This window comes from Streptomyces sp. NBC_01304 (assembly GCF_035975855.1).
Classification (GTDB): Bacteria; Actinomycetota; Actinomycetes; order Streptomycetales; family Streptomycetaceae; genus Streptomyces.
Window position 1 is genome coordinate 3218398 of the sequence record NZ_CP109055.1, and the last position, 23105, is coordinate 3241502.

Consider the following 23105-nt stretch of genomic DNA (forward strand, 5'->3'; position numbering starts at 1 on the left):
CCAGATGCGAGAACTACTGCCTGGAGCCTTCGGCTCCAGGCAGGTCTCGCTGCTGCAGCTCGGCGGCGACCTCGTTGATGTAGGCAAGGAGGTCGGCACTGAGCCCTTCCTTGCCCAGGCCGCGCGCCGCCACCTTGCCGACATTGCCCGAGGCCAGAAGCTGAAGCCCCTCGACGACCTGACGCGCCGTGGCCTCGTGGGGCTGGAAGTACATCGGCGACACGCCGAACACGGCCGCCAGCCCGTCCCGCAGGGCGGGAGACGCCTCGATCTCAACGCCGGTCCGCAGCGCACAGATATCGGCTTCTGTAGCGATGGGGGCGCCGGCATGTTCGTTGACGTGGCGAGCGAGATCCGCATCCGAGGGACGCGCCTCCGGGCCCGGATAGGAATGCGCAAGCAGATAGCTGATCTTCTCGGCCAGCGACTTGGGAACCTCCGTCGCGGGCGGCGGAGCCTCGTTACCGAATGATCGCTCCTGCGCTGCCAGCAGCGCCTCCACGCTGACGCCGTAGCCCTTGGCGAGCGGCTCGACGAACTGCTCGCTGAGCCGCCTGACGCCCTTCTCTGCGTTCGACACAGGGCCGGCGCTCTTCGTCCCGATCAGCTCCAGCACCTGCTGCCGGTAGACGCCCGCGTCGCAGCGCAGATCAGCAAGGTCCGGGAGACCGGGGCGTGGAAACAGCTCGTCCAGATCCCGTCCGACCGCCGCAGCGAGTGCGGGCAGCTTCTCGGCATCCGGGGGCCACTGCCCGGTCTCCCAGCTCCCGACCGATGACGGCGCAACGCCCAGCGCGTCCGCCACGTCGCTCTGTGTGCGACGGGCCGCGCGCCGCGCGTCATTCAGGCGGCGGCCGTCAAAGAGACGAGGCGGCATTCCACTCCCTGGTTGTTCCTACTGAAGAAATCACAGGCCGTTGACCTGTTTCCCGACGCTGGGATAGTTTCAGCGTAGCGAACGAGGGGTGATCCGTACACCTCATCGCCGACCTGAGCCCGTCCGGCCCCGGGAGCCCGCTCGTGTTGCCCTGCCTCTCACCGCAAGTCGATGGATGCAGCCGGCATGGACAGCTGACCGAGGCCGCCGCTTCCGCAGGCGAGGCTCACACGAGTTGTGGAGCGTTCTTTAGCAAGGTCTGGATCTTGCCGCAGGGTGCCCATATGTTCGTCGTCCCCCCGGCCGGGCAGCACGCCCGGCAGCCGACGACACGAGGAGCGAAGTGCACAACGCGCGATCCGGCTAGGGCGCAAGGCCCTTAAAACAGCGGCGGCGTCCAAGGAGCAGCAACTCCCGGACGCCGAACGCCAAATGGCACTCCTGCCCCAGCAAGGGCGGAGATTTACCCACCTTCACCGCACCGGCCCTTTCCTACGAGGCACACCGGCGCGGGCTTCACTACGGAGGAGAGTCTTACATGCCGCCTGCCCTGCGCAAAAGGCCGGAACCCTCGGCCAGCGCGGCAGCCACCCCCGCCCACCGCTCGTCGACCCACCTGCCGCCGGCCACCGTCGCGCCGCAGCCCTGGGTCGGCACACGCCTCAAGACGGCGGTGTCCCAATGAGCGGGCAGGCACGCAAGTGGGTCTGGGAGAGCAGCGTCAGCCGTGGCACGGCCCGCCTGGTCCTGCTGTCGATCGCCGACCGGATCCCCGACGCGCAGTGCGTCGCCTACGCGTCCCTCACCGAGCTGATGGATCGGACGAACGCCAGCCGTAACGCCGTGCGCACCTCGCTGGCGCTGCTGGAGGACGCCGGAGAGCTGGAGACCCTCCGCGACTACGAGGGCCCGCAGCACAGCACGGTCTACCGGATGCCGCGCCCTGCCGCCTGGCTCGCGAAGGTCGCGGCTGCGCAGAAGGCCGACCCCGAGCTGCGCGTCGAAGACGTCTCCCCCCTCACGGACTCCGACCCCGCTCCCGCCCTGGACGACCTGGACGAGGAGCGGCTGCGCAAGCACCGCATCTGGCGCACGGCAGGGTCTGAAACGGGCCCCCGTCGTCAGGATCTGACCGGGTCAAAATCTGCACCCCCTCGTCAGAATCCGACCCCTCCCCGGGTCAGAAACCGACCCCCCTCCGGGTCAGAAACTGACCCCCAGAACTGTAGTGAACCGAAGGTGAACCGTAGGTACAGCAGCAGTAGTGCTGCCGACCTCACCTCCGCTACCGACTGGCAGGTCGACGACGCCAGCCTGTCCTGGGCTCAGCAGCAGGGACACCTCGAACGCCTCGGCAAGCAGGGCCTGCAGGCCGCCGACACGAAGTGGCGCCACTACCGCGCCGCCTGGAGCCCTCGCCCCGCCGCTGCCTGGGCTGCCGACTGGCAGTCCTGGATCGCCCGCGAGCACACCCCCACACCCCAGCGCCCGAACCTCTACGCCCTGCCCGGCGGCAGCCCCACACCGCAGGCCGGCATGACCCGCGCCGACGCGCACATGGCGGCCCTGCTCGCCGCCGTCGACGAACCGACTGGAACGGAGTAACTACCTTGGAACGCCGTGAAGTTGCTGCCGTACTCACTTACGTCGGCCGCCTGGACCCGCGCACCATCCGCACCGACGCGGGCGAGGCCCGCGACCAGCTCGCCATGTGGCACGAGCTGCTCGGCGACGTGCCCATGACCACCGGTCAGGGCTGGGATGTACGCGAGACCGTCCGCAAGCGCATCGTGAGCTCGCCGTACCCGATCCTGCCCGCCGACGTGGCCCGCGAATGGCACGCTCACCGCCGCGAGCGCCTGGCCCGGCACACCGACCCGACCCCGAGGGCCAACCCGGACAACCCGGGAGCCTGGCGGGCCGAGCTGCTGGCGGCGCGCGACGCCGTGGCTGCCGGGCATGCCGCCCCCTCGGCGCACCGCGAACTCACCGCCGGTCGACACCGGCCGGGCCTCAAGGACCAGCTGGCCGCCGTCGGCTCGTACATCCCGGCCGCCGTCCGCGCCGAGCTGGCCCCCTACCGCCCGGCCGCCGCCGCACGTGAAGCCGCCATCGCCGCCGGCGGCCCGGACGTCCTCGCCGTGCCGTGCGAGTGGTGTCACGCCGCCGAGGGTGAGCCCTGCCGCCGCCGGCGCATCAGCCTCGACGGCTCCGCCCGGGGCAACGCACCGCGCGGCACCGCCCACCCCGGCCGTATCGACCGCGCCCTGGCGGCGCAGGCCCAGGCGTCCGCCGCCTGACCGCAGCCCGCTTCTCCACCGAAACGTTCCGCCTTGCGTACGGCCCGCCGCCGTACCCCGAGCCCGCCTCGCAGCGCCCCGCCGCACCCCAGCCACCACCGGTGCCGAGCGACCCGCGCCGCCCGAGGCGACTTCCGGAGACTGCCTTGCGCCACATCACCACCAACGACACCCCGACCCCGATGATCCGGGGCATCGCCGACCACAGCTGGCAGGCCCGCGGCCAGTGCCATGGCCTGCCGGCCAAGGAGATCGACGAGCTGTTCTTCCACGCGGCCCGCGACCGCGCGGCCATCGACTCCGCCAAAGCCCTCTGCTCCAGCTGCCCGGTGAAGAAGGCGTGCTTCGACTACGCCCTCGACAACGAAATCCGCCAGGGCATGTGGGGCGGACTCACTGAGGACGAGCGCCGCCCCTGGCACGCCCGGGTCAACAAGCGTCTGGACTACAGCCGGGTGAAGGCGGCCTTCGAGGGGCGCGACATCCACCTCAGCGACGCCGAGCGCGAGGCCGTCACCCGCCACGCCTACGTCCGCGGATGGAGCCCCGAGCGCCTCGCGCACACGCTTCGCCTCGACCTCGACTGGGCCCGTGACCTGATGCGCAACGCCGCCCACGCCGTCGCCGACCGCGACCGCTACTGGGACCAGGCCGACGAGACCGACTCGGCCGACGACGAGACCACCGAGGACGACGACGGCTCCTCGCCGGTGCAGGTGCCCCGCCAGGTGCAGACCGACTCCCTGATCGCCGCCCTTCGAAAGGCAGCATGACAAACCCCATCGCCATATCCCTGCCCTCCGGCATCGAGCCCGTCTACATAGTCGCGGCCTTCGCGCTGCTCGCCCTCGCGCTTGCCGGCTGGTCGATCCGGCGCAACCGGAAACGGGCGGACGGCAAGCGCGTCGGCACCCCCGCGGTCTGGGTCTCGGCCCTCGCCGCCCTCAACTGCACCATCTACTCGGGCGACACCAGCTGGCGATTCGCCGCCGACTACCTCGACATGGCCGGCACCGTCGAGCGGGCCATGATGTTCAGCGCGGGTGAGGCGGCGCTGTTCGCGACCGCGCTGATGGCCCGGCAGAACCTGAAGACAACCGGAGCGCCCGGACTGCCCGGCGCCCTGGTGTGGGTGATCACCGGGGTGCAGGTCATCCCGGCGTACGCCGAGTCGGGCGCGGTGGGCGGCACCGTGCGGGCCTTCGTCGGCCCGGTCATGGCGGCCGTGCTCTGGCATCTGGCCATGGGCATCGAGCTGCGGCTGCACAAGCCGGACGCCACCTCGCAGGGGCTCCTGGCCACGCTCGGACGCGAAGCACGGGAGCGGCTCCTGTCCCGCCTGGGCATCGCCACCCGCAACCGCGATGCCGCGCAGATCACCAAGGACCGCGCGACGCGGCGGGCAGTGGCTCTGGCCTCCCAGCTGGCCGCGATGTCGCCGACGGATCGTGAGAAGGACACCAGGATCACGCGTCGGCTCCAGTCGGCTCTCACCCGAGCCGGGGTCGGCACCGATACTCAGCAGCGTCAGGCTCTCCTGGAGCAGCTGGCGGCCCGCCGGCACGCGGTAGCCCTCGCCACCGTCGATCTGCCATCGCCCTGGGTACAGGACGTGCTCGGGCAGGCCGCCGATCGCGAGGAGCGGTCCCCTCTCGTCCCGTCCCCGGTGCCCCTGCCTGCGAGAGAAGAGCAGGCCGGTCGGCGGCGGAGAACGGTCCCCAACGACAGTCCCCAAGACCCCGGGGACGGGGACCGTACGGAATCGGGGACGGGGACGGAGACCGAGGGGGACCGTCCCCACACCGTCCCCGACACCAACGGGGACGGTGAACACCCCGAGACCGAAACGGGGACGGAGACGGGGACCGGAGGGGACCGTCCCCACGCCGTCTCCAACACTGACGGGGACCGTGTCCATGAGCGCGGCTCGAGCCTGCTGAGCGAGGGCGCAGCGGCGACTAGCTGGGACCGGGACGCCGTGTTCGCCAGGGCCGAAGAGGCTGACGCCGACGGGGACGGTAGCGCCGTGGAGGCCCACGAAGGTGCCGTTCAGGGCGGTACGGGACCGTCCCCAGCAGCCGTCCCCAACGGGGACGAGGGCCGGGAGCACCCGGATACGGAAACGGGGACGGAAGGCGAAGGGGACCGTCCCCACACCCTCTCCAACACCGACGAGGACCGTCCCCACACCGACCCCGAAACGGGGACGGAAACCGAGGAGAGCCGTCCCCACACCGTCCCCGGACGTCGGAAGACAAAGGCACAGCGGAGTCGGCCAGGTAGCGGGAAGCCCAAGCGCCCTCAGCGGAAGAAGCTGAGCACCGCGCAGCTGGTCAAGATCGTCCGTCCGCACGTCGCCGCCAAGTTGGAACGGGACGGAAACGCCTCCATCAACCGGCCTCAGCTGCGCGAAATCTATCGCGACCTGGGACTTCCGGGCGGCCGGAACGAGAGCTTGACGCCCGTCCTGGAGCGGCTGCGCGCCGAGGCAAGGAGAACGACCCGATGAAGACCTGCCACAGGTTCGCCAGCATCAAGGCCGAGTTCGAGCGGGACGTCAGATTCCTGCGCGGCCACGCCGAGCGCCACCAGGGATCCGCGCCAGCGAAGACCAGCTGGAAGAACGCCGTCTCGGTGAAGCGGAACATGGCGCGGGCCCTGAACACGCACCTGTCCCGCTGTCGCGAGTGCGGCTGACACCTGCAAAGAAGCAGGTCACACGCCTGAATCCGCATTCCGTCTGGTGGCCCGGCCTCGGTCGGGCCACCGCTCCTGCCACGGAGGGATCGCCATTCCTGCCCGCCACCCGCGTACGCACGCCCCCTCGATCGCCGAGGCCGGCGCCTGGGCGGACGTGCTCGTGCACCACCAACTGCTGCACTCAGCCGTGCTGGCCCCCACCGGCCAGTGGCTCGTCCAGCACCGCCCCGAATCGCCCGTCCGCGTCCTCGACGGCGCGACCGCCATGGTCGACCTGGCCGCCGATATCCAGCACCACATCCGCACCACGAGGAACGACACCCGATGACGAACCCGACGACAAACCCCTATCCCACGCCCGCCGAGCCGGAAACCAACTCGACCTCAGCGGGAGCAAGTTGGTGCGAGAGTCAGACTCCCGTTGGGAGTCTGACTCTCGCGTCCTCCGCTCCGGGGGTGGCGGAGGCGGTCCAGCGCCGGGGGGCACTGGACCGGGGGGATGCGACCGAGGGCGGCTCGCATCCCGAGGAGGAGACGACTCACCCGTGCCACAACCCGCACTGCGCCCAGCACGCGAGTGCGACGCCGAGCCAGCCACCTGCGCGTAACCGCACGCCGAAGACCAAGTCCAGCAAACGCCAGCATCGGATCACCAGCCGCTTCAACGACGCCGAGAAGCAGTCTGTGCACGACGCGGCGGCAGCGTGCGCCATGACCCCTTCCGGCTTCCTCGCCCATGCCGCACTTAGCGCGGCTCGCGATCTCACCCGTACAGAAGCCGAGCTCGCCGGCGAACGCGAAATGAAGCGGCAGCTGTTTGCCCTGGGCCCCGCGCTGAGCCGGATCGGCAACAACCTCAACCAGGTTGCGGCAGCCCTGAACAGAGACGAGCTGGCGCCGCAGGCCCGAGCAGTCCTCGACGGTGTCGACCAGGTTCGCCTGGAGGTGCACGGGTTCATCCAGAACTACCTGGACAGCGAGCGTCCGGCAGCATGATCCCCTCTGTGAACGACATGGGTGACGACACCCATGGCCTGCTGAAATACCTGTACAGCCCCGGCAAGGCCGAGGAGCACGTCGACCCCCACCTCGTCGCCGCGTGGGACAGTCTGGCCCCCGATCCCGGCCGCAACCCCGACTTCAAGGCGGCGCTGCGCACCCTGCAGATCCTGCTCGACCAGCCCGTCATGGCCTTGCCCGAAAGCGAGAGGCCCGCCGAGCACGTATGGCACTTGTCCGTACGCGCCGCCCCCGAAGACCCGATTCTCACCGACGAGCAGTGGGCGGCCATCGCCCGCCGCATGGTCTCCGCCACCGGCATCGCCCCCGATGGCGACGACGCCGCCTGCCGCTGGGCGGCTGTCCGTCATGCCGACGACCACATCCACATCATCGCCACCGTCGTCCGCCACGACGGCCGCCAGGCCCGCATTCGTCGCGATGGCGCCCGCGCCCAGGCGGAAGCCCGACAGGTCGAAATCGACTACGGCCTACGGCGGGTGAACGTCGGCGACGGAACCGCCGCCAAACGCCCGAGCAGCGCCGAACGCCATAAGGCAAACCGCCAGGGCAAGGAGCGCACGCCACGCGAAGAGCTGCGCGAGACGGTGCGCCGCGCCGCCGCCGGCGTCATCAGCGAGCAGGAGTTCTTCGACCGTCTGACCGCCGCCGGCCTTCTGGTCCATCAGCGCGTCGCGCCCTCCGGTGACCTGCTCGGCTACAAGGTCGCGCTGTCTGACGACCGCAACGAGGACCAGGAGCCGATCTACTATTCGGGCTCCACTCTCGCGCCCGACCTCTCTCTGCCTCGCATCCGCGAACGCTGGGCGGGCGGCACCTCCGACCCCGACCAGGGCGCCCCCATGGACCGCTCCTCCGGGTCGGATCGCATCAGGACCTCGGACGCGCGCCGCCAAGCGGCGACGGCGTCCTGGCAGGCCGTGCTCATCATCGACCAGGGTGAGGACGGGCAGATTTCTGCCCTGATCGCTGCGGGCGGCGAGGTCCTCGACGCGCTCGCCAAGACCTCGGCCGCACACACCCGACGTGAACTGCGAGACGCCGCCTTCGTGTTCGAGCGGGCCACCCGTTCCCACATCCGGGCCGAGCGCAAGCACGCCCGCGGTCTGCGGAAGGCTGCCCGGAACCTCGTCCGGGGCGGGCCGGCGCTCGGGCGTGTGGAGGACGGTGCTACCACCGCCATGCTGATCGACATGGTGTTCTTCCTGGTCACGGCCGCCGCCCACTGGCACGCGATGAAGGGGCACGCCCAGCAGGCCGCTGCTGCCCGCCAGGCCGCCGAGCACCTGCGCGCCGCCTACCAGGCCGCAGCGCCGATGTATCTGGGCGTCATGCACGACCGTGGCCGGCGCATGTCCCTGCCCCTGCAGCGCAAGCAGACGGCCTACCTGCGCCAGGCGGTGCCGGAGCTGGCCGAGCAGGTCCTCGCCGAGCCGGGCTGGTACGCACTGGCCTCCACCCTCGCCGACGTCGAGCGCGCCGGGCACGACCCGGCCGCGCTCCTGGCCGAGGCCGCCGAGCGACGGGAGCTGGGCACCGCCGAGTCGATCAGCGATGTCCTCGTGTGGCGGCTGCGACGCATGGCCGACCTGCCCGCCGACGCGTCCACGCTGCCCGAGCACACGACCGCCGCGCCCAGCGCAACCCGGCCTGCCGCAAAGCGTCCGGCGAAGGGCAAGGAACGCCCCGCCAACTCCCGCTGAATTCAACAATCTTAGAGTTGCAGCAGGTCAGGGACTTGCGGCACTCTCCTCGTGCAGGCGAGACGACAGAGATGGAGACGGCATGTTCCGACGCAACCGTGCGGACCGAGAGTTCCGTGATGCCCAGCGTGCCGGCCAGGCGGTGCTGGCGATGCACACCGAGTGGCCGCAGCCGGAAGCACCCAGCCCGATCGCTGCGCCGGCCCCGGCCGCGGCCGCGCCGACGGTCACGGTGGTGCCCGACTTCCTGCCGCCGGACTTCCGGGCGCCGTCTCGGCAGGACGTCTCGGGCTTCATGATGCGCTGGGACGTGCCGCTCGTCATCGACGGCGAAGTCCACGCCTGCCACTGCGGCGCGTACCGGAACTGGGTCGTCTTCAACATGCGCGACGACTCGGTGTGGCTGCGCTGCGAGGCCGGCCACGAAGCCGAGGAGACCCGGCTGAACACCGCCTGGTACAACCGCAACTCCGGTCCGGTCGACCACTTCCACCCCAACCTCGAAGACGGCCTGCGCCACCTCGGCCACTGAAAGCGCGAAACCCCTTCCCCCACTCCTGCGTTCGTCGGCACCCGGAGGGCCGACCCAGTCAGACCATCCGTCTCGCATCACCAAGGGGTTTCCGCATGCGCCGCACCACCACGACCACCCTCGGCCTCGGCCTCGGCGCCGTCTTCACCGTCCTCGCCCTGACCGGCTGCGCCGGCCATGCCAAGCCCGCCGACTCCTCCGCATACCGGGGCGGCAGCACGCGCTCGGCATCCGCGCCGCTGTCCTCGGCCCAACTGAACCAGCGGCTGCTGAACGAGAGCGACCTGGGCGAGGGTTACACCCGCAAGCCAGAGGCCCCGCGCCGCAACAATGACGTCACCGTCATCGGGTGCCCGGCGCTGGAGAAGCTCGGCAGCGACGCGGCCACCGGCTCCGGCCTCGACTTCACCCGCAAGGCGAAGGCATCCTTCGCCTACACCGGCACCAGCAGCTCCGAGGTGAGCGAGGAGCTGTACAGCGACAGCGCCGCGAAGCTCTCCAAGGGGATCTGATCGGTAAGTCCGGCTGTTGCAACGTGCGGAATGCCACGCGATTCGACAGATCCCGACCTGATCGCCGTCTAGGGGTGGAAGATCGGTTCGATGTCGTCGGCGCCGTAGGCACGGCACTGTTGGAGGTTGTCGATGGCCGCGACGTACCAGATTGACGGCGTGTGAGTTGAGGTGTCGGCGCCGGTCGTCCAGTGGACGACAACGGCCCGGTACGGGGCCCCGAGCACGTCGACGAGTTCTCCCGGGCGGATCACGAATCGGCGGGCCCGCCTCACTGCATCTGACTGTGCGCGCAGTATCCGGTTGTCCACCTTGGTCAGCGCCAGGTGGTCAGGGCTGTGATAGATGCGCTGGCCGGTTCGGCGCAGATGGATGAGAGCCTGACCGGCGGCTCGGTGGTGCAATTGATCGTGCTGTGACCGGGCAGGCTCGGTCCACCAGCGATACAGCACATGCTGCAGATCCGGTTCGGTCCTGCCGTCGAGCCGCTCGAGTACGGAACGTATTTCTGTTGCCGGGTCGGCAGACGGCCCCAGGCCCCAGGCACACTTCTGTGTACTTGCTGCCGGGAGACACGGTCCTGGGGCCGGAGGAGTGAAGGTGGTCATCAGTCTCCTGCCCGTGGGGCGGACGGTTGGCCGGTGGTGTGGCGCAGGGCCATGAAGTAGGCGGGCACTTGGGCCCGTTGGCCGTTGGGGAGGGTGAATGTCGTATGGACGAGTGAGTCGCCCTCGGCCAGGACCGTGAAGGCGTCGGAGCCCAGGAGCGCGAGGGCTTCTGGTCCGTCGACGCTGCCGGGGCGGACTCCGGTGCTCAGTACGCGGGTCAGGCCCGGTGGAGGGCCGTGGCGTTCGACGAGGTCGTGCAGGTACTGCTCTGCTGTGGGAGCCAGTTCCACGAACGCCAGGACGCCGGTGGTGCCCAGGAGTGTGCGCAGTGAGCGGGCGAAGGCCGGCCGGTGCTCGGGGAGGATCTGGTGCAGGACGGTGCGCATGTAGATGTTGGCGTCGCCGAGGCGCTCGTGGAGGGCCTCAACGGCAGGGGTGTCGAACAGGTCGAGCACCATGTAGCTGGTGTCGGGGTCGGCGGCGGTGGCGGCCTTGATGGCCGCCGGGGAGACATCTGCGCCGATGACGTGCCCGAAGTGCTGGGCGAGGTAGCGGGTCTGGGTGCCGTTGCCGCAGCCGAGATCGATGAGGACCTTGTCCCGGTCGAGGTGGGCGGCGAAACGCGGCAGGTCCACGGCGCTGGCCAGCTCGGCAGGCGCGTCCCATAGGGAGGTCTCCTGCTGTTCTTCGGTTGCGCTCCAGTAGGTGTCCCAACTGTCGCCGTACTGCGGGGTGTCCGTGCGCATGGGAAGTCTCCATTCAGGTGCGGGGCGGGGCGCCCCGCCGCAGCGCGGGCGTGGATGGTGCACTGCGGCGGGCGTAGTGGTGGCCTGGTACACGGCGATGAGCAGTTCCCGCGTGGTCAAATTCGGCTCGCCGGGCGCGATGTCAGCCAGGTCCAGTCCGTCCAGAAAGGACGTGAGCCGTACTTCGCGCGCAGGTGGGGTGTGCTGAGCGTGCATGGAGGCTCCGATATGCCGTGTTCCGTCGGCCGGTCCCGTGGCGTCAGTCGCTGCTGGTGCGCGGGGCGGGCGGGGTGAACAGGTGCTGCAGTTCGGCGGCCTGGTAGGCGTTTTCCCAGTGCTCCACGATGACCCCGCCTTCGAAGCGCCACAGGCCGCAGAACGGCATGGCGATCTCCTGTGGATGCTTCGCTCGCAGGATGCCGAGGACGGCGCCGAAGTAGTCGTTGGCCGCGATGTGCTGCACGTCCATGAGCAGCGTGTTTCCGGTGAGGCGGATGAGGGCCTGCTCGTGGGCGAGCACTGCCTGGATGCCGCGGCACACGCGGGGGTCCTCGGCGCTGCGGTCGGCGCGGTGCAGCACGATGTCGTCCGCGGCGTAGTCGGCCAGTTTCGGCAGGTCGGCATAGACGGCGCGCAGGACCTCGGCGTGCGGGTGTGCGGTCTGGGCGTGGGCGGTGGTCATCGTGCTGGTCCTTCCTGGGCCGGGACGGGGGCGGTGGGCCGCCACGGTGTGGCCTTGGCGCACAGGGCTTCGATCTCGTCCCACTGCTGGTCGGACAGGTGCAGGTCGGTGGCCTTGAGGTTGTCCTCGAGGTGGGCGACCGACGTGGTGCCGGGGATGAGCAGGGTGTTGGGCGAGTGGCGCAGCAGCCAGGCGAGGCCCAGCTGGGCGCCCGTGCATCCCAGGTTGGCGGCGGCCTTGGTCAGGATTCCTGTGGGTCCCACGAGGTCGCCGTGGCCGAGGGGGAACCAGGGGATGAAGGCGATGTTCTCCTTCTCGGCGTGCTGGAGGACTGCTTCGCCGGAGCGGTCGGCGATGTTGTAGAGGTTCTCCACCGCGACGATGTCCACGATGGCGCGGGCCGCTTCGAGCTGCTCGATGGTGACTTCGGGCTGGCCGGACAGACCGATGTGGCGGATCTTGCCGGCCTGTTGGAGTTCGGCGAGCGCGCCGAGCTGGTCTTCGAGTGGTACGAGGGGGTCGATGCGGTGCAGCTGGTAGAGGTCGATGCACTCGCGGCCGAGGCGGTACAGGCTCAACTCGACCTGCTGGCGCAGGTATTCGGGCCGGCCCAGGGCGACGATGTAGGGGGCGCGGCCCTCCGCGCGGACCCAGTCTTCGGGTCCGCTGCGCAGCATGCCGCCCTTGGTGGCGATGACCAGGTTGTCGGGGTAGGGGTGCAGGGCCTCCTTGATGATCTCCTCGTTGTAGCCGGGGCCGTAGGAGTCGGCGGTGTCGATGAAGTTCACTCCGAGCTCGCGTACCGCGCGGCGCAGCAGGTACTTGGCCTTGTCCGGGTTGGTGGGCGGTCCCCACATTCCGGGGCCGGTCAGGTGCATGGCGCCGTAGCCGAGTCGGTTGACCATCAGGTCTCCGCCCAGCGCGAAGGTTTGGGACACGGTCGTGGCAGGTGTGGTCACAGCGGTTCCTCGATTCTGTGCAGGGGCGGATGCGGTGCGCGGGCTCAGGGGTGCAGCGCGGGCGGAACGTTCGCCAGCAGGCCGTCAGCGCTTTCGGCCTGACGGCCGACCCGGATGGGGTCGGGGGCGCTCCAGGTGCCCAGGGACGTTTCGGCGGTGATTCCGGGTCCGAAGCCGGCCAGCAGACCGCGGGCTCCTTCGGGCAGGCCCTCGTCGAACTGGCGGCGCAGGGCGTCGAAGACGACTGCGGAGGCGATGTTGCCGTATTCGGTGAGCGTGGCCCGGCTGTGCCTGAAGGCGACCGACGGCACCATCAGGTAGCGGGACAGGTCGTCCAGGATCCGTGGCCCGCCGGCGTGGATGATGTAGAAGTCCAGGCGCGAGGCGTCCCAGTTGTGCGCGTTCGCCAGGTCGTGCAGAGCCGGGGCGAGCACGGACATGGTGCCCGGCACCCGCCGGTCCAGGCGGAAGTGGAAGCCGGTCGCCTTCACCTCGTAGCGAATCCAGTCCGCGGTGTCCGGCACCAGGTGCGAGGCGCTGCGCACCAGCCGCATCCCCGAGCCGCCGCCGTCGCCGCGGACCACCGCGGCGGCGATCGCGTCGCCGAACAGGCCGTCGGACAGCAGCGAGCCGACATCGTTGTCGTCGGGCTGATAGCACAGCGAGCAGAACTCGCACGCCACGATCAGCACGTTGCTGCCGGGGTAGGCGCGGCAGAAGTCATGCGCCCGGTTGATCCCGGTGCCGCCGGCCGCGCAGCCCAGCTGCGCGATGGGAATCTGCCGGGTGTCACTGCGAAACCCCAGCTCGTTGATCATCCAGGCGGTCAGCGGCGGCATCGCGAAGCCCGTGCAGGACACGAAGACGATCGCGTCTATGTCCCGAGCCGTCACCTCGGCCGACGACAGCGCCTGCTTCACCACATCCGGGATACGGATCTGGGCCTCGCGGATGTAGATGCGGTTGCGGGCCTCAAATCCTGGGTGCGACAACGTTGTCGCGATGGGCTGGATCAGGTGCCGCTTCGCGACACCCGTATTTTCGATCATCCGCAGGACCAGCGGCAGCTTCGGATGGTCGGGGTGGAGCCGGCGCGCGAGCGCCAGCGTTTCTTCCATCGAGATGGTGTTCTCCGGGACCCATACGGCGGGTCGGCACAGCACAGACATGCGCGCACTTCCTCACGGTCACTTCACTTTGCGGAACCAGCCGTGGACTCGGGGAGGGCAACACGGCGCCATGCGCGCGGGGTTCACTGAACAGCAGCTCTCCAGCCTGCGGCGAAATGCCGGGGCGATTGCGCTGCTTGGTCAATCTCATGTTGGTTCACTGCGGCGAACGAGCAAAAGGGCGCATGGGGTAGCGCCTGAGGTGTTCAGGATCTACGAAGTGCGCTGGCGATCTACGAGGTGCGCGGTGGCGTAGACCAATCATGATGGTCATGGATCTGCTCAGTGAGAGCCGTGGGCGCCGTTGTTCACGCCGGGCGCCTCCGGCGCACCAATCTCCGACGATGCTTTACGAAACGGTCGTCAGCCAGCCGGGACCCTATGCGCCCCGTCAGTGCAGGCCCAACAAAGGGTGCGTCAACGGCGGGTGAGCTCTGCGGCGTACGCGGCTCCGAAGCCCTGGCTGACTCGTTGCCACTGGTCCGCGGTGGTCTGGTGGAATCCGAGCAGGCGGCTGATGACGTATGCGGGTAATTCCGAGGCGATCTCGATCAGCGCGGAGCGACGTGCCACTTGGCAGCGGATGCCCAGGGCCCTCAGACGTGCACCCAGGGAGTAGGGCGTCAGGGGCTGGCCGGGGTAGGCGCCGGGGAAGAGCCATGGGGACTCGTCGAGCGGCGCGGTGACAGCGCGGCCCTGACGTCGTCGTACGAGTTGGCGGATCAGGTCGTCCAGGGGCGGTGGCAGGATGACCGGCTCGCTGCCGAGCTGCAGGGTCAAGGTGCTGTCCCGGTCGGTGACCTGATGGGTGGTGAGCCGGGTGATGCGGCCGGCGGGCTGGGCGAAGAGCAGCAGCAGGAGGCCGGCGGCCCGATCGACGGTATCCAGGGTGTCGTCGTGGATGAGGCGCCGGACCAAGTTCCAGCGGTGATCCTGCGCAATGACCTCCTGCCCGAAGTCGTTGGTGTAGGTGGGTGCTTCCAGCGGGCGGGTGTGTCCGCGCCGGCTGGTCCAGAGCAGGAAGCTGCGGATGAGCGTCCGATGGTGCGCACCCTCGTCCAGCCAGGCATCGAGCTGGTCCTGGGTGCACCCGGTCAGCGTGCTGCCCTGCTGGTGCAGCCAGTCAATGAAGCGCACCGCGGTCTTGATCTCGTGCCGGACTCCGACGATCTGTCCGTAGGTGACTGCCTTGGTGGTGGATCGTCGGCGCAGGCGGCGTAGCGGGCCCCATGTGATGTAGGTCCGCAGGATCTGCCGCTCGTCGAGGGCCTCGACACGGAAAAGGATCTTCGGCAGCCACGCCTCGAGTTGGGCGAGCAGTTCGTCCCGGGCCGGCAGGGCGCCGCCGGCGACCAGGGCTGCGCGCAGATGCCGTACGGGCACGGCGGGTTGGAGGGTGTCCAGGGTGTCGTGGGTGATCGGTCCGCTCCCCTCGGCCAAGGCCGTGAGGATCGCGTGGCGGGGAGAGGCGGGGCGAATCCACCGCAGTAGGGAGTGGGGCTTGGCTCGCAGCAGCGCGGCGAAGACCGGCTCGATCTCCGGCCGCATCCGGTGGCGGGATCCGGTCAGGACACTGCGCAGGCGCTGGCGGGCCACGCAGGCGCCGCACCGGCCTCGATCGTACGGCTGCTCCACGGTGCCGCACTCGGTGCAGGGTCTGCGGGCCGCGGGATGTTTGCTCCAGCAGTGCCGGCACAGTGGCTCACCGTCCGGACTACGGCTGCTGATGCGGCGGAGCCTGCCGCAGCCCGAGCACGGCACCGGCGTTTGTCCGCAGTGCCCGCACAGCGGACGGCCCTCTGGCGTTCGGGAGTTGACGCGCCGCGCGCCGCCGCAGCCGACGCATATCTCGCGCGGCTTCGCCTTCTCCGAACAGGGCTTGCACAGGGGTGCGGGGCTCTTCGCGAAATGGCAGGGCGCCGTGCAGCCGCAGCCTGAGCAGACGGATTCTGGTAGCTGGCGGCATCCGCCGCACAAAGCCCCGTGCTGCGTTCGTTCCACCATGATCCGCATGGCGCCGCATTGGGCGCACGCTCTGTGGTTGAAGGGGTCGGTATGGCGGCAGCTCGCGCACAGGGGCGCACCGTCGTGGGTTCGGCCGCCCACCGGCCGGGACTTGCCGCACAAAGCGCACAGCTGGGGGCGGGAGGCGTGCCAGCACCGCATACAGCAGCGCAGTCCGTCCCGGCCGACCTCAAGTCGCACGGTCCGGTGGCAGATTGGGCAAGCGGGGATGGTAACGCCGACGGCTCCGAGGTCCACGAGCTCCTGCGCCAGGGCAGCCGTCTTGGGCGGGCCCAAGGCGCCCCTTCCCCGCAGAAGGTCGGGGATGTCCTCCAGGGCCCACAGCAGACGGCGCTGGCCGTTGCGGCGGCGCTCCACCGAACGGACCGCTTCACGGATCACCGCGCGATCGAGCCCGACTGACAGGGCACCGATCAACGTGACGATCGCCTCCAGCGGGTCCCGCCCGTCGTCGGGCGGGTGATTGCGGCACCGCGGCCGGCCCTCGCGGTCGCGGCTGGCGAAGTCCTTGATGCCGCAGATGGCACAGGGGTTGGCGTGGTTGAGCCTGCGGCCCTGGCAGCGGCTGCAGATCCGCAGCCCGTTGCCCAGGCCGACCAGAGGGAGATCTTTGCGGCAGTCTCCGCACCGCGGTAACTCCAGTCGCTCGGCACCGTGTTCGCGTAAGGCCCGGATCAACCGCTCGATGGTCCGGGGCCCCTCGGGCCTGCCAGAAGTCAGCAGATCGGGGTCGGCTTGCAGCACCCGTGCCAGGTCACGGCGCTGCGGGCGCTTGCTGATCGCCGTCACCAGCACGGCCTCCACCGCGTGCTCGTCGAGTCCGGGCTCGATCTGGCGCACCGTCTCGACGATGACCGCTTCGGGCTCGGTGGCGTACCGCGGAAGTTCCTGACTGTCCATGGCAGTTGTCTACTCGCGCACGATCCGGGCCCGCCGCGGGCGGAAATCACCGACCCCTGGATCACCATCTGCACCGGCTGCCGCTTCGCGGCGCCGCCCTGCGGCGGGTACGGGTTCGATCAGTTCGTCCATCGCGCAGCCGAGGATGTCGAGTAGCGCCATCAGCGTCTTGAGGCTGAGCCGTTCGGGCCGCTCCACCACCAGGCGGTAGGTCTGGCTGGGCGACAGATCGATGCCCCGTTCAGCCAGCAGGGGGCGCAAATCCGTGGTGGAGAACATCCCACGAGTAGCCATCACCTCCCGTAGATGCCAGCGGTAGTCCAGCTTCGCCGTCACGTCATCTCCCTACCGGCCGCCCTCAAGAGCACGGTCCAAGACCTTGCGCATCATCGTGTTCATGAAGTCCCCGCTGACCCCCGTGTAGATAGCGGTCGTGGAGGGGTGACGGTGGCCTACCTGACGTTGCACGAACGCCGGGTCCGCGCCGTCCTCGATCTGATGGGTCACATGGCTGTGGCGCAGACAGTGCGGCACAAGATCCTTGTCCAACCCCAGCACATCACGGTAGTTGGCGAACCGTTCCTCGATCTCCCGGGCCTGCAACCGGCCTCCCCGCTCGGTCAGCCAGAGCGCCGGCTTCTCGCCCGCCGCCACATAGCGCGGGCGCGCGTTGGTCACGTAGTCCTCGACCGCCTCCACGGCCCAGGGCATGACGCTCAGCACCATGCGACGACGCGGTGGCGAGCCCTTGGTGCGCTTGCCGTAGCGGACCTGCAGCGAGCCGAACCGGCCCAGCTCCGGCGCCTTGGCGTTGCGATAGAAGTCTGTGACGTCCAGCCGGGAGGTCTCCGTACACCGCAGCCCCCACCCGTATATCGCCTTGAACACCGTCGCATCGCGATACGCCGCCAGGGCCCCCTTGCGGCCCAGCCGGACCGCCCGTTCCACCTGCCCATCCGCATGGTCGAGGAAGAGCTGGATCTCCTCACGCGTCATCGGACGCCGGTCCGCGCCACCCTCGTAATCGACCAGGTGCGCAGCGGTGTTCCACTCGTGGCAGACCTGAACGGGGTGCGTACCAAAACGGGCCTCGCACTCCTGCGGCCACTGGTAGTGCGGCGAGGTGATGTAGTCGCAGAACAGTCGCACCGCGGTCTGATAGCTGCGGATGGTCGACTCCGCCCGCTTCAACTCCGCGATCAGATACGTCGTCCACTCGTCGACGTCCGCCGCCGACCAGCACCACGGATAGGCGTTGGCAAACGTGCCGAAGGCCCGGACCACACGCTGCCGGTCAGAGACCGTCTTTTGCTGAAGCCGACGCCCGCCACGCTGCTGCCGGGCCCACCCCTCCAACATCGCCTCAAGCACAGCGTCTTCAGGGTGAAGCAGCGCGACGCCATCCAGCAGGACCAGCCGCGCCGAAGCATCGCTCATTCCCGTTCGCGGCACGCGCACCCCCACTATCGAGTGCTCGAATCATGCATCAAATGCAATCAGTTGTGTAAAGGGCCAGGCCAAGGGTTCTTACTCAGCAGTGAGTTGAGTGGAACGACGCTACAGGTCACCAGGTCGCAGTTCCGGGGATCATGCAGCAGATGCAATTGCCCGGGGTTCGAAGGTCTTCGACGCGATGCTCTCCTGCCCCTCGTACCAGGTGGCTTCGGGCAGCACCGTTGTCGACATGGGCACCGAGAAGACGGCCGCGCCGGACCTGGGCGACGACCAGTGGAGCCAGCTGCTCACCTTCTCCGCCGGCGGACAGCGCACCGTCGTCAAGCAGACGGCGATCCGCACCGGAAACGTCCTGGTCATCGTCTCTGGCTCGCCGGGCCTCGTGGACGCCCACCTGGACAAGGCGCTCGACAAGGCGCGCTCTGCAGAGTGAGCCGAAAGCCCAAGGCCCCTGCCGCGAATGGCTATTCGTGGCAGGGGCCTTCTGCGTGGTGGACACTGCGAGCCCGGCGTGACGAGAGGCCCGCTACGCCGGGGGCGTCGACAAGCTCGAGCCGCCGGATCTCAGTACGGCAAAAAGGCCCGGTCGCCGAGCCGTAGAGACTCGACAACCGGGCAGAGGTTGCGGGCAGGGGCCATCGTCAGCTGCGGCGGACGACGGTGAGACGTTCCTCCGCGCCTTCGGGCAGCGTGCGGCGCGGTACCGGGCCGGGTGCGGCGAGCGAGGAGGCGAAGGCCGCGACCAGCTCGTGCGGGGCGCTCGCGCTGAAGCTCGCACACCACAGGTACGGCGCCCCGAGCACGGGTTCCGCCCACGCCTGCCAGCCCAGCAGGTCATTGCGGGGGTCGGCGTCGTGGATGAGGGGCGGCAGCAACTCCAGCGAGACGTTCGTGGAGAAGCCGGGGTCGGTGGCGGTCGTACGCGGACGGTCAATGTCGCGCAGCCAGCCTCGGGCGCTGAGCGCGGTGAGCACCGCCTCGGCGTTCTCGAGCCCGGCATCGGGGGTCTCGCTGGCGTCGAGCGCGAGCAGGAAGTCGGTGAGCGCCTCGTGCGGTACGCCAGCGGTGAAGTACGCGTTCCACTCGGTCAGGGCCGAGGCAGGGTGCGGGCGGGCCGACAACTGCCAGGCCACCGGGAGGCCGCCCAGCTCGAACGGGTAGGCGGCGAGGATCCACTCGGCGCCGCGCAAGCCGTCGGGGCTCGTATAGAGCAGGGAGTTGCGGGACGTCGGCCACATCCGCCAACCGAGTCCGGTCAGAGTGTCGCCGATCCGCTCGGCGAGGACGCCATCGTCACCGGCCAGGTGGCGCGGGGTGACCCAGTACAGCGGGGCCGGCGAGGCGGAGTGGGAGGGATCGATGGGGTGGTGCGGGTGCAGGGGCGCCTCCGTCAGTTCGGGGTGAATCACTGGCCGTTGTTCGGCCCGGTCGCGCCGCGTCGGCGGCGCGGGGGTGCCTCGATCGGACCCTGCCAGGTCAGAGCGACGGCCACGGCGGGTGGCAGGGGGCCGAACTGCTCGGCCTCCGGGGACTCGGCGATGTAGACCATCGGCCGGCCATGCTCGTCCACCGCCTTCTCCACACCGCCCAGGCGGTGGGCCATGGGGAAGAAGGGGTTGATGGCGAGACGAACGGGCGTGTCGCGGTCGCAGGTGGACAGCAGGTCGCGAAGGTCGCCGACGGTCATCTCGGACGAGTGCGGGTTCAAGGCGTTCTCCTAGCGATAGCGGACGAGGCCGCGAGAGCAGAGGCAGGGTACGCGGCGCGTATGGAGAGAAGGGGACGTGCCCGTCACGCCGGGCGGGACGTTGACAGGATCCGGGCGACGGCATCGGCCACGATCTCCGCCGGTGTGTCCGTGCTGAAGGCCATCCGGTAGCCGGGGACGTTCGCTGTGCCGGTGACGGCGATGACCCAGCCCTCGCCCGTCACCCAGTCCTCGTCCGCGCCGCCGGGCCGGCCGTTGGGGAAGTAGCCGAGGTAGAACCGGCCGTCGCGCGAGCTGACGTGGACGTCGGAGCGATCGTCGACGATGTGCGTGAAGTCGGCGTCCGAGAACTGGTCGATCACCTCCATCGCCTGGCCGGCACCGAGCTTCCAGGAGCGGAGCCGAAGGGCCGCGACCGTGGTGGCGAATCCGGGTTGCGCCGCATCCAATGCCACAGCATCACCTCTCTGACCTGGGGTTTTCGGAAGGTCGTTCAGGTTGACATCCTGTTGCGGAGTCCACCAGTCCTTTCGGGATCTTTCCTGTCTGCCGCAGGCGAACTTGTCCTTGGACAGTGAAGCCAGTCGCCCTGTCATCCAATCGGGCGTTTGACACCGAACCCAGGCGTCACGCCCTCGTGCCGCTCCGACCGCCGTTGGCCGGTACCGCTGCGATCGGGGCGGTTGCGCCCCTGCTGAGCGCGGGGTGGGCGTGGCGGTTTCATCTCGCGCGCGAAGGGCGCTATGCGTGCGGCATGACGATCTCTTCACGCATGGACGAAACCGGGATGCGGTGGGTCTGCGAGCAGCGCATCTCCGCACGCTGGCCCGAGCGTCTGTGCCATTTCCCCGCAGTCGGCGGCCCGTCGAAGGACGGCCCCCGGCGTTGCATCCGACACCTGGCATCCGAAGACCGGGGGCGCCTGGGACTCGGATTGACACCCGATGGGGATATCAGCGCGCTACTCGAAGAGGGAGAGCTGAGGTGGGAGGAGCCAGCCTGTTGGTCGTGGAGTGTTCCGTCGGACGCGGTGGAAGAGCTCAACGCTGATCACCGGCAAGAAGCCCTGCAGGACGACAGGAACGCCTCTTGGGTCAGGAGACTGCTGGGCGAAAAGTCCACAGCGGAGTCCCGGGGCGAGATGGCGTTGATGTATTGGCAGGACGGCTGCTGCACAGTGTGCAGCATCGACGCCAAGTTGGTCACCGATCACTGTCACGTCAGCGGCCTGATCCGCGGGATGTTGTGCGCCTCCTGCAACGTGAAGGAAGGAAACTGGCACCACTGCTCCGGGGCCATCGACAGGTACCGGCAACGTCCCCCTGCTGCCCTCCTGGACATTCGACTGCGCTACTACAGCGCCCGAACCGGCTACGCCGAACCTCTTCCAGCACCGTACCGAGGCGCGGCCTTTCCCTGGTGGGACCAGCTGACGCAACCGAGCATGTGAGGCAGGCAACTGACGCGCGTGGGGCATCGACCACAAGCCCAATTCCGGGACGGCTGAGCCCGTTCAGCGCCCGCAGTGCGGGCATCGACGACTGCGTACTCCTCTAGCCCGTCCTCCCTCATACGTTTCAGGTGGAGGCTGGCAGCGGACACGGAGATGCCTACCGGTCAGCTCCTCCAAGGAGTGCCGCGCACCCTCCGGGGCCGGCCACCAGACGGCCGGCGGCAGGCACCGGACGAAGCTGAGTACGTGACCTGTCGCAATGAAGGTTGAGTGATTCTCAGGGAAGGTTGAGCGGCTGCTTCTGGCGGATTCGGTCCTTGTGGCGGGAGACGAGGCCCACCGCCGGTCAGCTGATCGGTGGCAGGAGGGGGACCCGCGCGGCGAGGAACTTCGGGGCCATCTTGCGGTAGCTGTCGGTGATCAGTTCCGCAAGCTCGGTCCAGTCGGTGTGGTCACCGAGAACGGCGGCGACGACGTTATGGCCCCAGTCGGCACGGAGGAACGGGAACCCACCGGCGGTCAGGCCGAGCAGGTCGTCGACGGGTACCCGAAAAGTCATCACGACCAGTTCCTGATCTGCGGTCGCATACGAGGCGTAGACCGGGTAGCGATCCACGTCCGGCGTGTAGACATGGACGAACGTCCGCGTACGGATCCGCCAGCGCACGCCGATCCAGGCTGGTTCCTCGTACGACTCGGGCAGCTGCCGGCAGATCGACCGCGACCGGTTCAGGATCTCCGGCGGCACGTCTCCAGGACTGGACATGGGCCGACACTAGCGACCGCCGGAAAATTCCGCGCCGGAAGCGGCTGGGCAGGGAAGCCTGCGGTCACCAACCTTCGCTGAGAATCACTCAACCTTCATTGCGACAGGTCAGTACGCGACTGGCCAGCACGAAGGACCGACGAGAGATGCAACCGAAATCGAACAAGTGCTTGAATAGCGACATGGAGACCGTGCCGTACCCCAACGACCTACTGCAAGCCCAACGCGAGTGGCTCCACGCATACGAGACGCTCTCCGCGCTGCCACCCACCGCAGGGGCCACGGCGCTGCGGCGTCGGCTCCTTTTGCTGTCGTCGCGGATCGCACGGCACCCTCACTGGTCGGCGCAGTGCTGCCCGTCGGTTGCTCGCGCAGAGCTGCGCCGCGTGGCACGGGCACTGGAGACCACGGCCGTGTAGGGGGCTGATCACTGTGACCGGCCCTCCACCCCTACCGTTCGCCATGATCACACTGGTCACACCGGACCAACAGGAGATTCGGGTGCGCCTGTACGAGCGACTGCAGACCACGGGCCGGTTTCCGTGGCGGTTTCGTATTGGGGTGCCTTCCTGGGTCGCGACGGAAGACGGCGTGAAGCCCGCCGAATATTCGGTATGGGTCACGGACCGGCAGCTTCGGCCGATCGACGGAGTCGACCTGTCAGCGATCCCTACGCACCGACGCAGGCCAGCCACGCCTACACCCCCGCCCTCGGGGTGGGTCGTCCGCCAGGATTCGGATCGCCGGGGCGGCACGGTTGTACACGACGCAGCCTGCCGAAAAGCAGCTGGCGGGGGCCGGGAGCTGGGTGCAATGGAGGCACTGGACGCACTCATGCGCCCTGGAGCGAAAGCGTGCCACGACTGCGCCGCCGCCGAAGTGCTCGTGCCCGCACTGCAGTTGAGCCAGGGCTACGGCTAGCAGGTGCAGGACTTCGCGGCGCACGCGGCGGGCAGCATGCGCTCGCAGACCAAAAGCCTTGATGCCCAC

General features: G+C 69.1%; 26 protein-coding genes and 1 pseudogene. 14 read left to right on the forward strand and 13 right to left on the reverse strand.

Features of this window, described 5'->3' with window-relative positions; genetic code table 11:
• Positions 1-13: 13 nt before the first annotated feature.
• Entirely contained in the window at positions 14-877 is an 864-nt protein-coding gene (locus OG430_RS13875) for a helix-turn-helix domain-containing protein (protein ID WP_327352791.1), read from the reverse strand.
• A gap of 538 nt (positions 878-1415) precedes the next feature.
• Between OG430_RS13875 and OG430_RS13880 the strand changes: the two genes are divergently transcribed.
• From OG430_RS13880 to OG430_RS13930, 11 genes are all read left to right on the forward strand, one after another.
• Positions 1416-1562, forward strand: a complete 147-nt coding sequence (locus tag OG430_RS13880) for a hypothetical protein (RefSeq protein WP_327352792.1) — start codon at positions 1416-1418, stop codon at positions 1560-1562.
• Positions 1559-2482 carry a helix-turn-helix domain-containing protein gene (locus tag OG430_RS13885; RefSeq protein ID WP_327352793.1) on the forward strand — a complete coding sequence of 308 codons (924 nt, stop codon included), beginning with the start codon at positions 1559-1561 and terminating at the stop codon, positions 2480-2482. Before OG430_RS13880 ends, OG430_RS13885 begins: the two co-directional genes overlap by 4 nt.
• A gap of 5 nt (positions 2483-2487) precedes the next feature.
• Positions 2488-3177, forward strand: coding sequence for a zinc finger domain-containing protein (locus OG430_RS13890; RefSeq protein WP_327352794.1), 690 nt, complete (start codon positions 2488-2490; stop codon positions 3175-3177).
• A gap of 146 nt (positions 3178-3323) precedes the next feature.
• Complete coding sequence (locus OG430_RS13895; protein ID WP_327352795.1) at positions 3324-3950, forward strand: WhiB family transcriptional regulator; 627 nt, start codon at positions 3324-3326, stop codon at positions 3948-3950.
• A complete protein-coding gene (locus OG430_RS13900) occupies positions 3947-5686 on the forward strand; it encodes a hypothetical protein (protein WP_327352796.1) in 1740 nt (579 codons plus the stop codon). Before OG430_RS13895 ends, OG430_RS13900 begins: the two co-directional genes overlap by 4 nt.
• Positions 5683-5874, forward strand: coding sequence for a hypothetical protein (locus OG430_RS13905; protein ID WP_327352797.1), 192 nt, complete (start codon positions 5683-5685; stop codon positions 5872-5874). Before OG430_RS13900 ends, OG430_RS13905 begins: the two co-directional genes overlap by 4 nt.
• Before the next feature lie 46 nt (positions 5875-5920).
• A complete protein-coding gene (locus OG430_RS13910; protein WP_442816491.1) occupies positions 5921-6205 on the forward strand; it encodes a hypothetical protein in 285 nt (94 codons plus the stop codon).
• A 128-nt stretch (positions 6206-6333) separates the two neighbouring features.
• Complete coding sequence (locus tag OG430_RS13915; protein ID WP_327352798.1) at positions 6334-6873, forward strand: plasmid mobilization protein; 540 nt, start codon at positions 6334-6336, stop codon at positions 6871-6873.
• The gene (locus OG430_RS13920) at positions 6870-8600 is read left to right on the forward strand and encodes a relaxase/mobilization nuclease domain-containing protein (protein ID WP_327352799.1); all 1731 of its coding nucleotides are present in this window, start codon (positions 6870-6872) and stop codon (positions 8598-8600) included. The genes OG430_RS13915 and OG430_RS13920 overlap by 4 nt, the downstream gene beginning before the upstream one ends.
• Before the next feature lie 82 nt (positions 8601-8682).
• Positions 8683-9132, forward strand: a complete 450-nt coding sequence (locus OG430_RS13925) for a hypothetical protein (RefSeq protein ID WP_327352800.1) — start codon at positions 8683-8685, stop codon at positions 9130-9132.
• 95 nt (positions 9133-9227) lie between these two features.
• Positions 9228-9644, forward strand: a complete 417-nt coding sequence (locus tag OG430_RS13930; RefSeq protein ID WP_327352801.1) for a hypothetical protein — start codon at positions 9228-9230, stop codon at positions 9642-9644.
• Positions 9645-9712: 68 nt separating this feature from the next.
• Here the strand turns inward: OG430_RS13930 and OG430_RS13935 are convergent, their stop codons facing one another.
• The 8 genes from OG430_RS13935 to OG430_RS13970 form a co-directional block, all read right to left on the reverse strand.
• Entirely contained in the window at positions 9713-10096 is a 384-nt protein-coding gene (locus OG430_RS13935) for a hypothetical protein (protein WP_327352802.1), read from the reverse strand.
• A 155-nt stretch (positions 10097-10251) separates the two neighbouring features.
• On the reverse strand, positions 10252-10998 hold the full coding sequence (locus tag OG430_RS13940) for a class I SAM-dependent methyltransferase (RefSeq protein WP_327352803.1): 747 nt from the start codon (positions 10996-10998) through the stop codon (positions 10252-10254).
• Between the two features lie 259 nt (positions 10999-11257).
• The gene (locus OG430_RS13945) at positions 11258-11680 is read right to left on the reverse strand and encodes a nuclear transport factor 2 family protein (RefSeq protein WP_327352804.1); all 423 of its coding nucleotides are present in this window, start codon (positions 11678-11680) and stop codon (positions 11258-11260) included.
• Positions 11677-12639, reverse strand: coding sequence for an aldo/keto reductase (locus OG430_RS13950; RefSeq protein ID WP_442816492.1), 963 nt, complete (start codon positions 12637-12639; stop codon positions 11677-11679). The genes OG430_RS13945 and OG430_RS13950 overlap by 4 nt, the downstream gene beginning before the upstream one ends.
• Positions 12640-12683: 44 nt before the next feature.
• Entirely contained in the window at positions 12684-13808 is a 1125-nt protein-coding gene (locus OG430_RS13955; protein ID WP_327352805.1) for a type III polyketide synthase, read from the reverse strand.
• Between the two features lie 417 nt (positions 13809-14225).
• Complete coding sequence (locus tag OG430_RS13960; protein WP_327352806.1) at positions 14226-16733, reverse strand: hypothetical protein; 2508 nt, start codon at positions 16731-16733, stop codon at positions 14226-14228.
• A 9-nt stretch (positions 16734-16742) separates the two neighbouring features.
• Positions 16743-17069, reverse strand: coding sequence for a helix-turn-helix domain-containing protein (locus OG430_RS13965; protein ID WP_327352807.1), 327 nt, complete (start codon positions 17067-17069; stop codon positions 16743-16745).
• 9 nt (positions 17070-17078) lie between these two features.
• Complete coding sequence (locus OG430_RS13970) at positions 17079-18170, reverse strand: tyrosine-type recombinase/integrase (RefSeq protein ID WP_327352808.1); 1092 nt, start codon at positions 18168-18170, stop codon at positions 17079-17081.
• Positions 18171-18348: 178 nt separating this feature from the next.
• On the opposite strand from OG430_RS13970, the pseudogene OG430_RS13975 reads away from it, so the two are divergent.
• A pseudogene (locus OG430_RS13975) lies at positions 18349-18621 on the forward strand (hypothetical protein); the annotation flags it as partial.
• A 208-nt stretch (positions 18622-18829) separates the two neighbouring features.
• Here OG430_RS13975 and OG430_RS13980 read toward each other — a convergent pair.
• From OG430_RS13980 to OG430_RS13990, 3 genes are all read right to left on the reverse strand, one after another.
• Entirely contained in the window at positions 18830-19516 is a 687-nt protein-coding gene (locus tag OG430_RS13980; protein ID WP_327359084.1) for a DUF317 domain-containing protein, read from the reverse strand.
• A gap of 77 nt (positions 19517-19593) precedes the next feature.
• On the reverse strand, positions 19594-19875 hold the full coding sequence (locus tag OG430_RS13985; protein ID WP_327359085.1) for a hypothetical protein: 282 nt from the start codon (positions 19873-19875) through the stop codon (positions 19594-19596).
• A 104-nt stretch (positions 19876-19979) separates the two neighbouring features.
• Positions 19980-20351: a DUF317 domain-containing protein gene (locus OG430_RS13990; protein WP_327352809.1), complete on the reverse strand. Its 372-nt coding sequence runs from the start codon at positions 20349-20351 to the stop codon at positions 19980-19982.
• 575 nt (positions 20352-20926) lie between these two features.
• Here OG430_RS13990 and OG430_RS13995 point away from each other — a divergent pair.
• Positions 20927-21346, forward strand: coding sequence for an endonuclease domain-containing protein (locus OG430_RS13995; protein ID WP_327352810.1), 420 nt, complete (start codon positions 20927-20929; stop codon positions 21344-21346).
• A gap of 349 nt (positions 21347-21695) precedes the next feature.
• Here OG430_RS13995 and OG430_RS14000 read toward each other — a convergent pair whose 3' ends face one another.
• Entirely contained in the window at positions 21696-22115 is a 420-nt protein-coding gene (locus OG430_RS14000) for an MmcQ/YjbR family DNA-binding protein (protein ID WP_327352811.1), read from the reverse strand.
• Between the two features lie 462 nt (positions 22116-22577).
• Between OG430_RS14000 and OG430_RS14005 the strand changes: the two genes are divergently transcribed.
• On the forward strand, positions 22578-23036 hold the full coding sequence (locus OG430_RS14005) for a DUF6233 domain-containing protein (RefSeq protein ID WP_327352812.1): 459 nt from the start codon (positions 22578-22580) through the stop codon (positions 23034-23036).
• Positions 23037-23105: the final 69 nt, after the last annotated feature.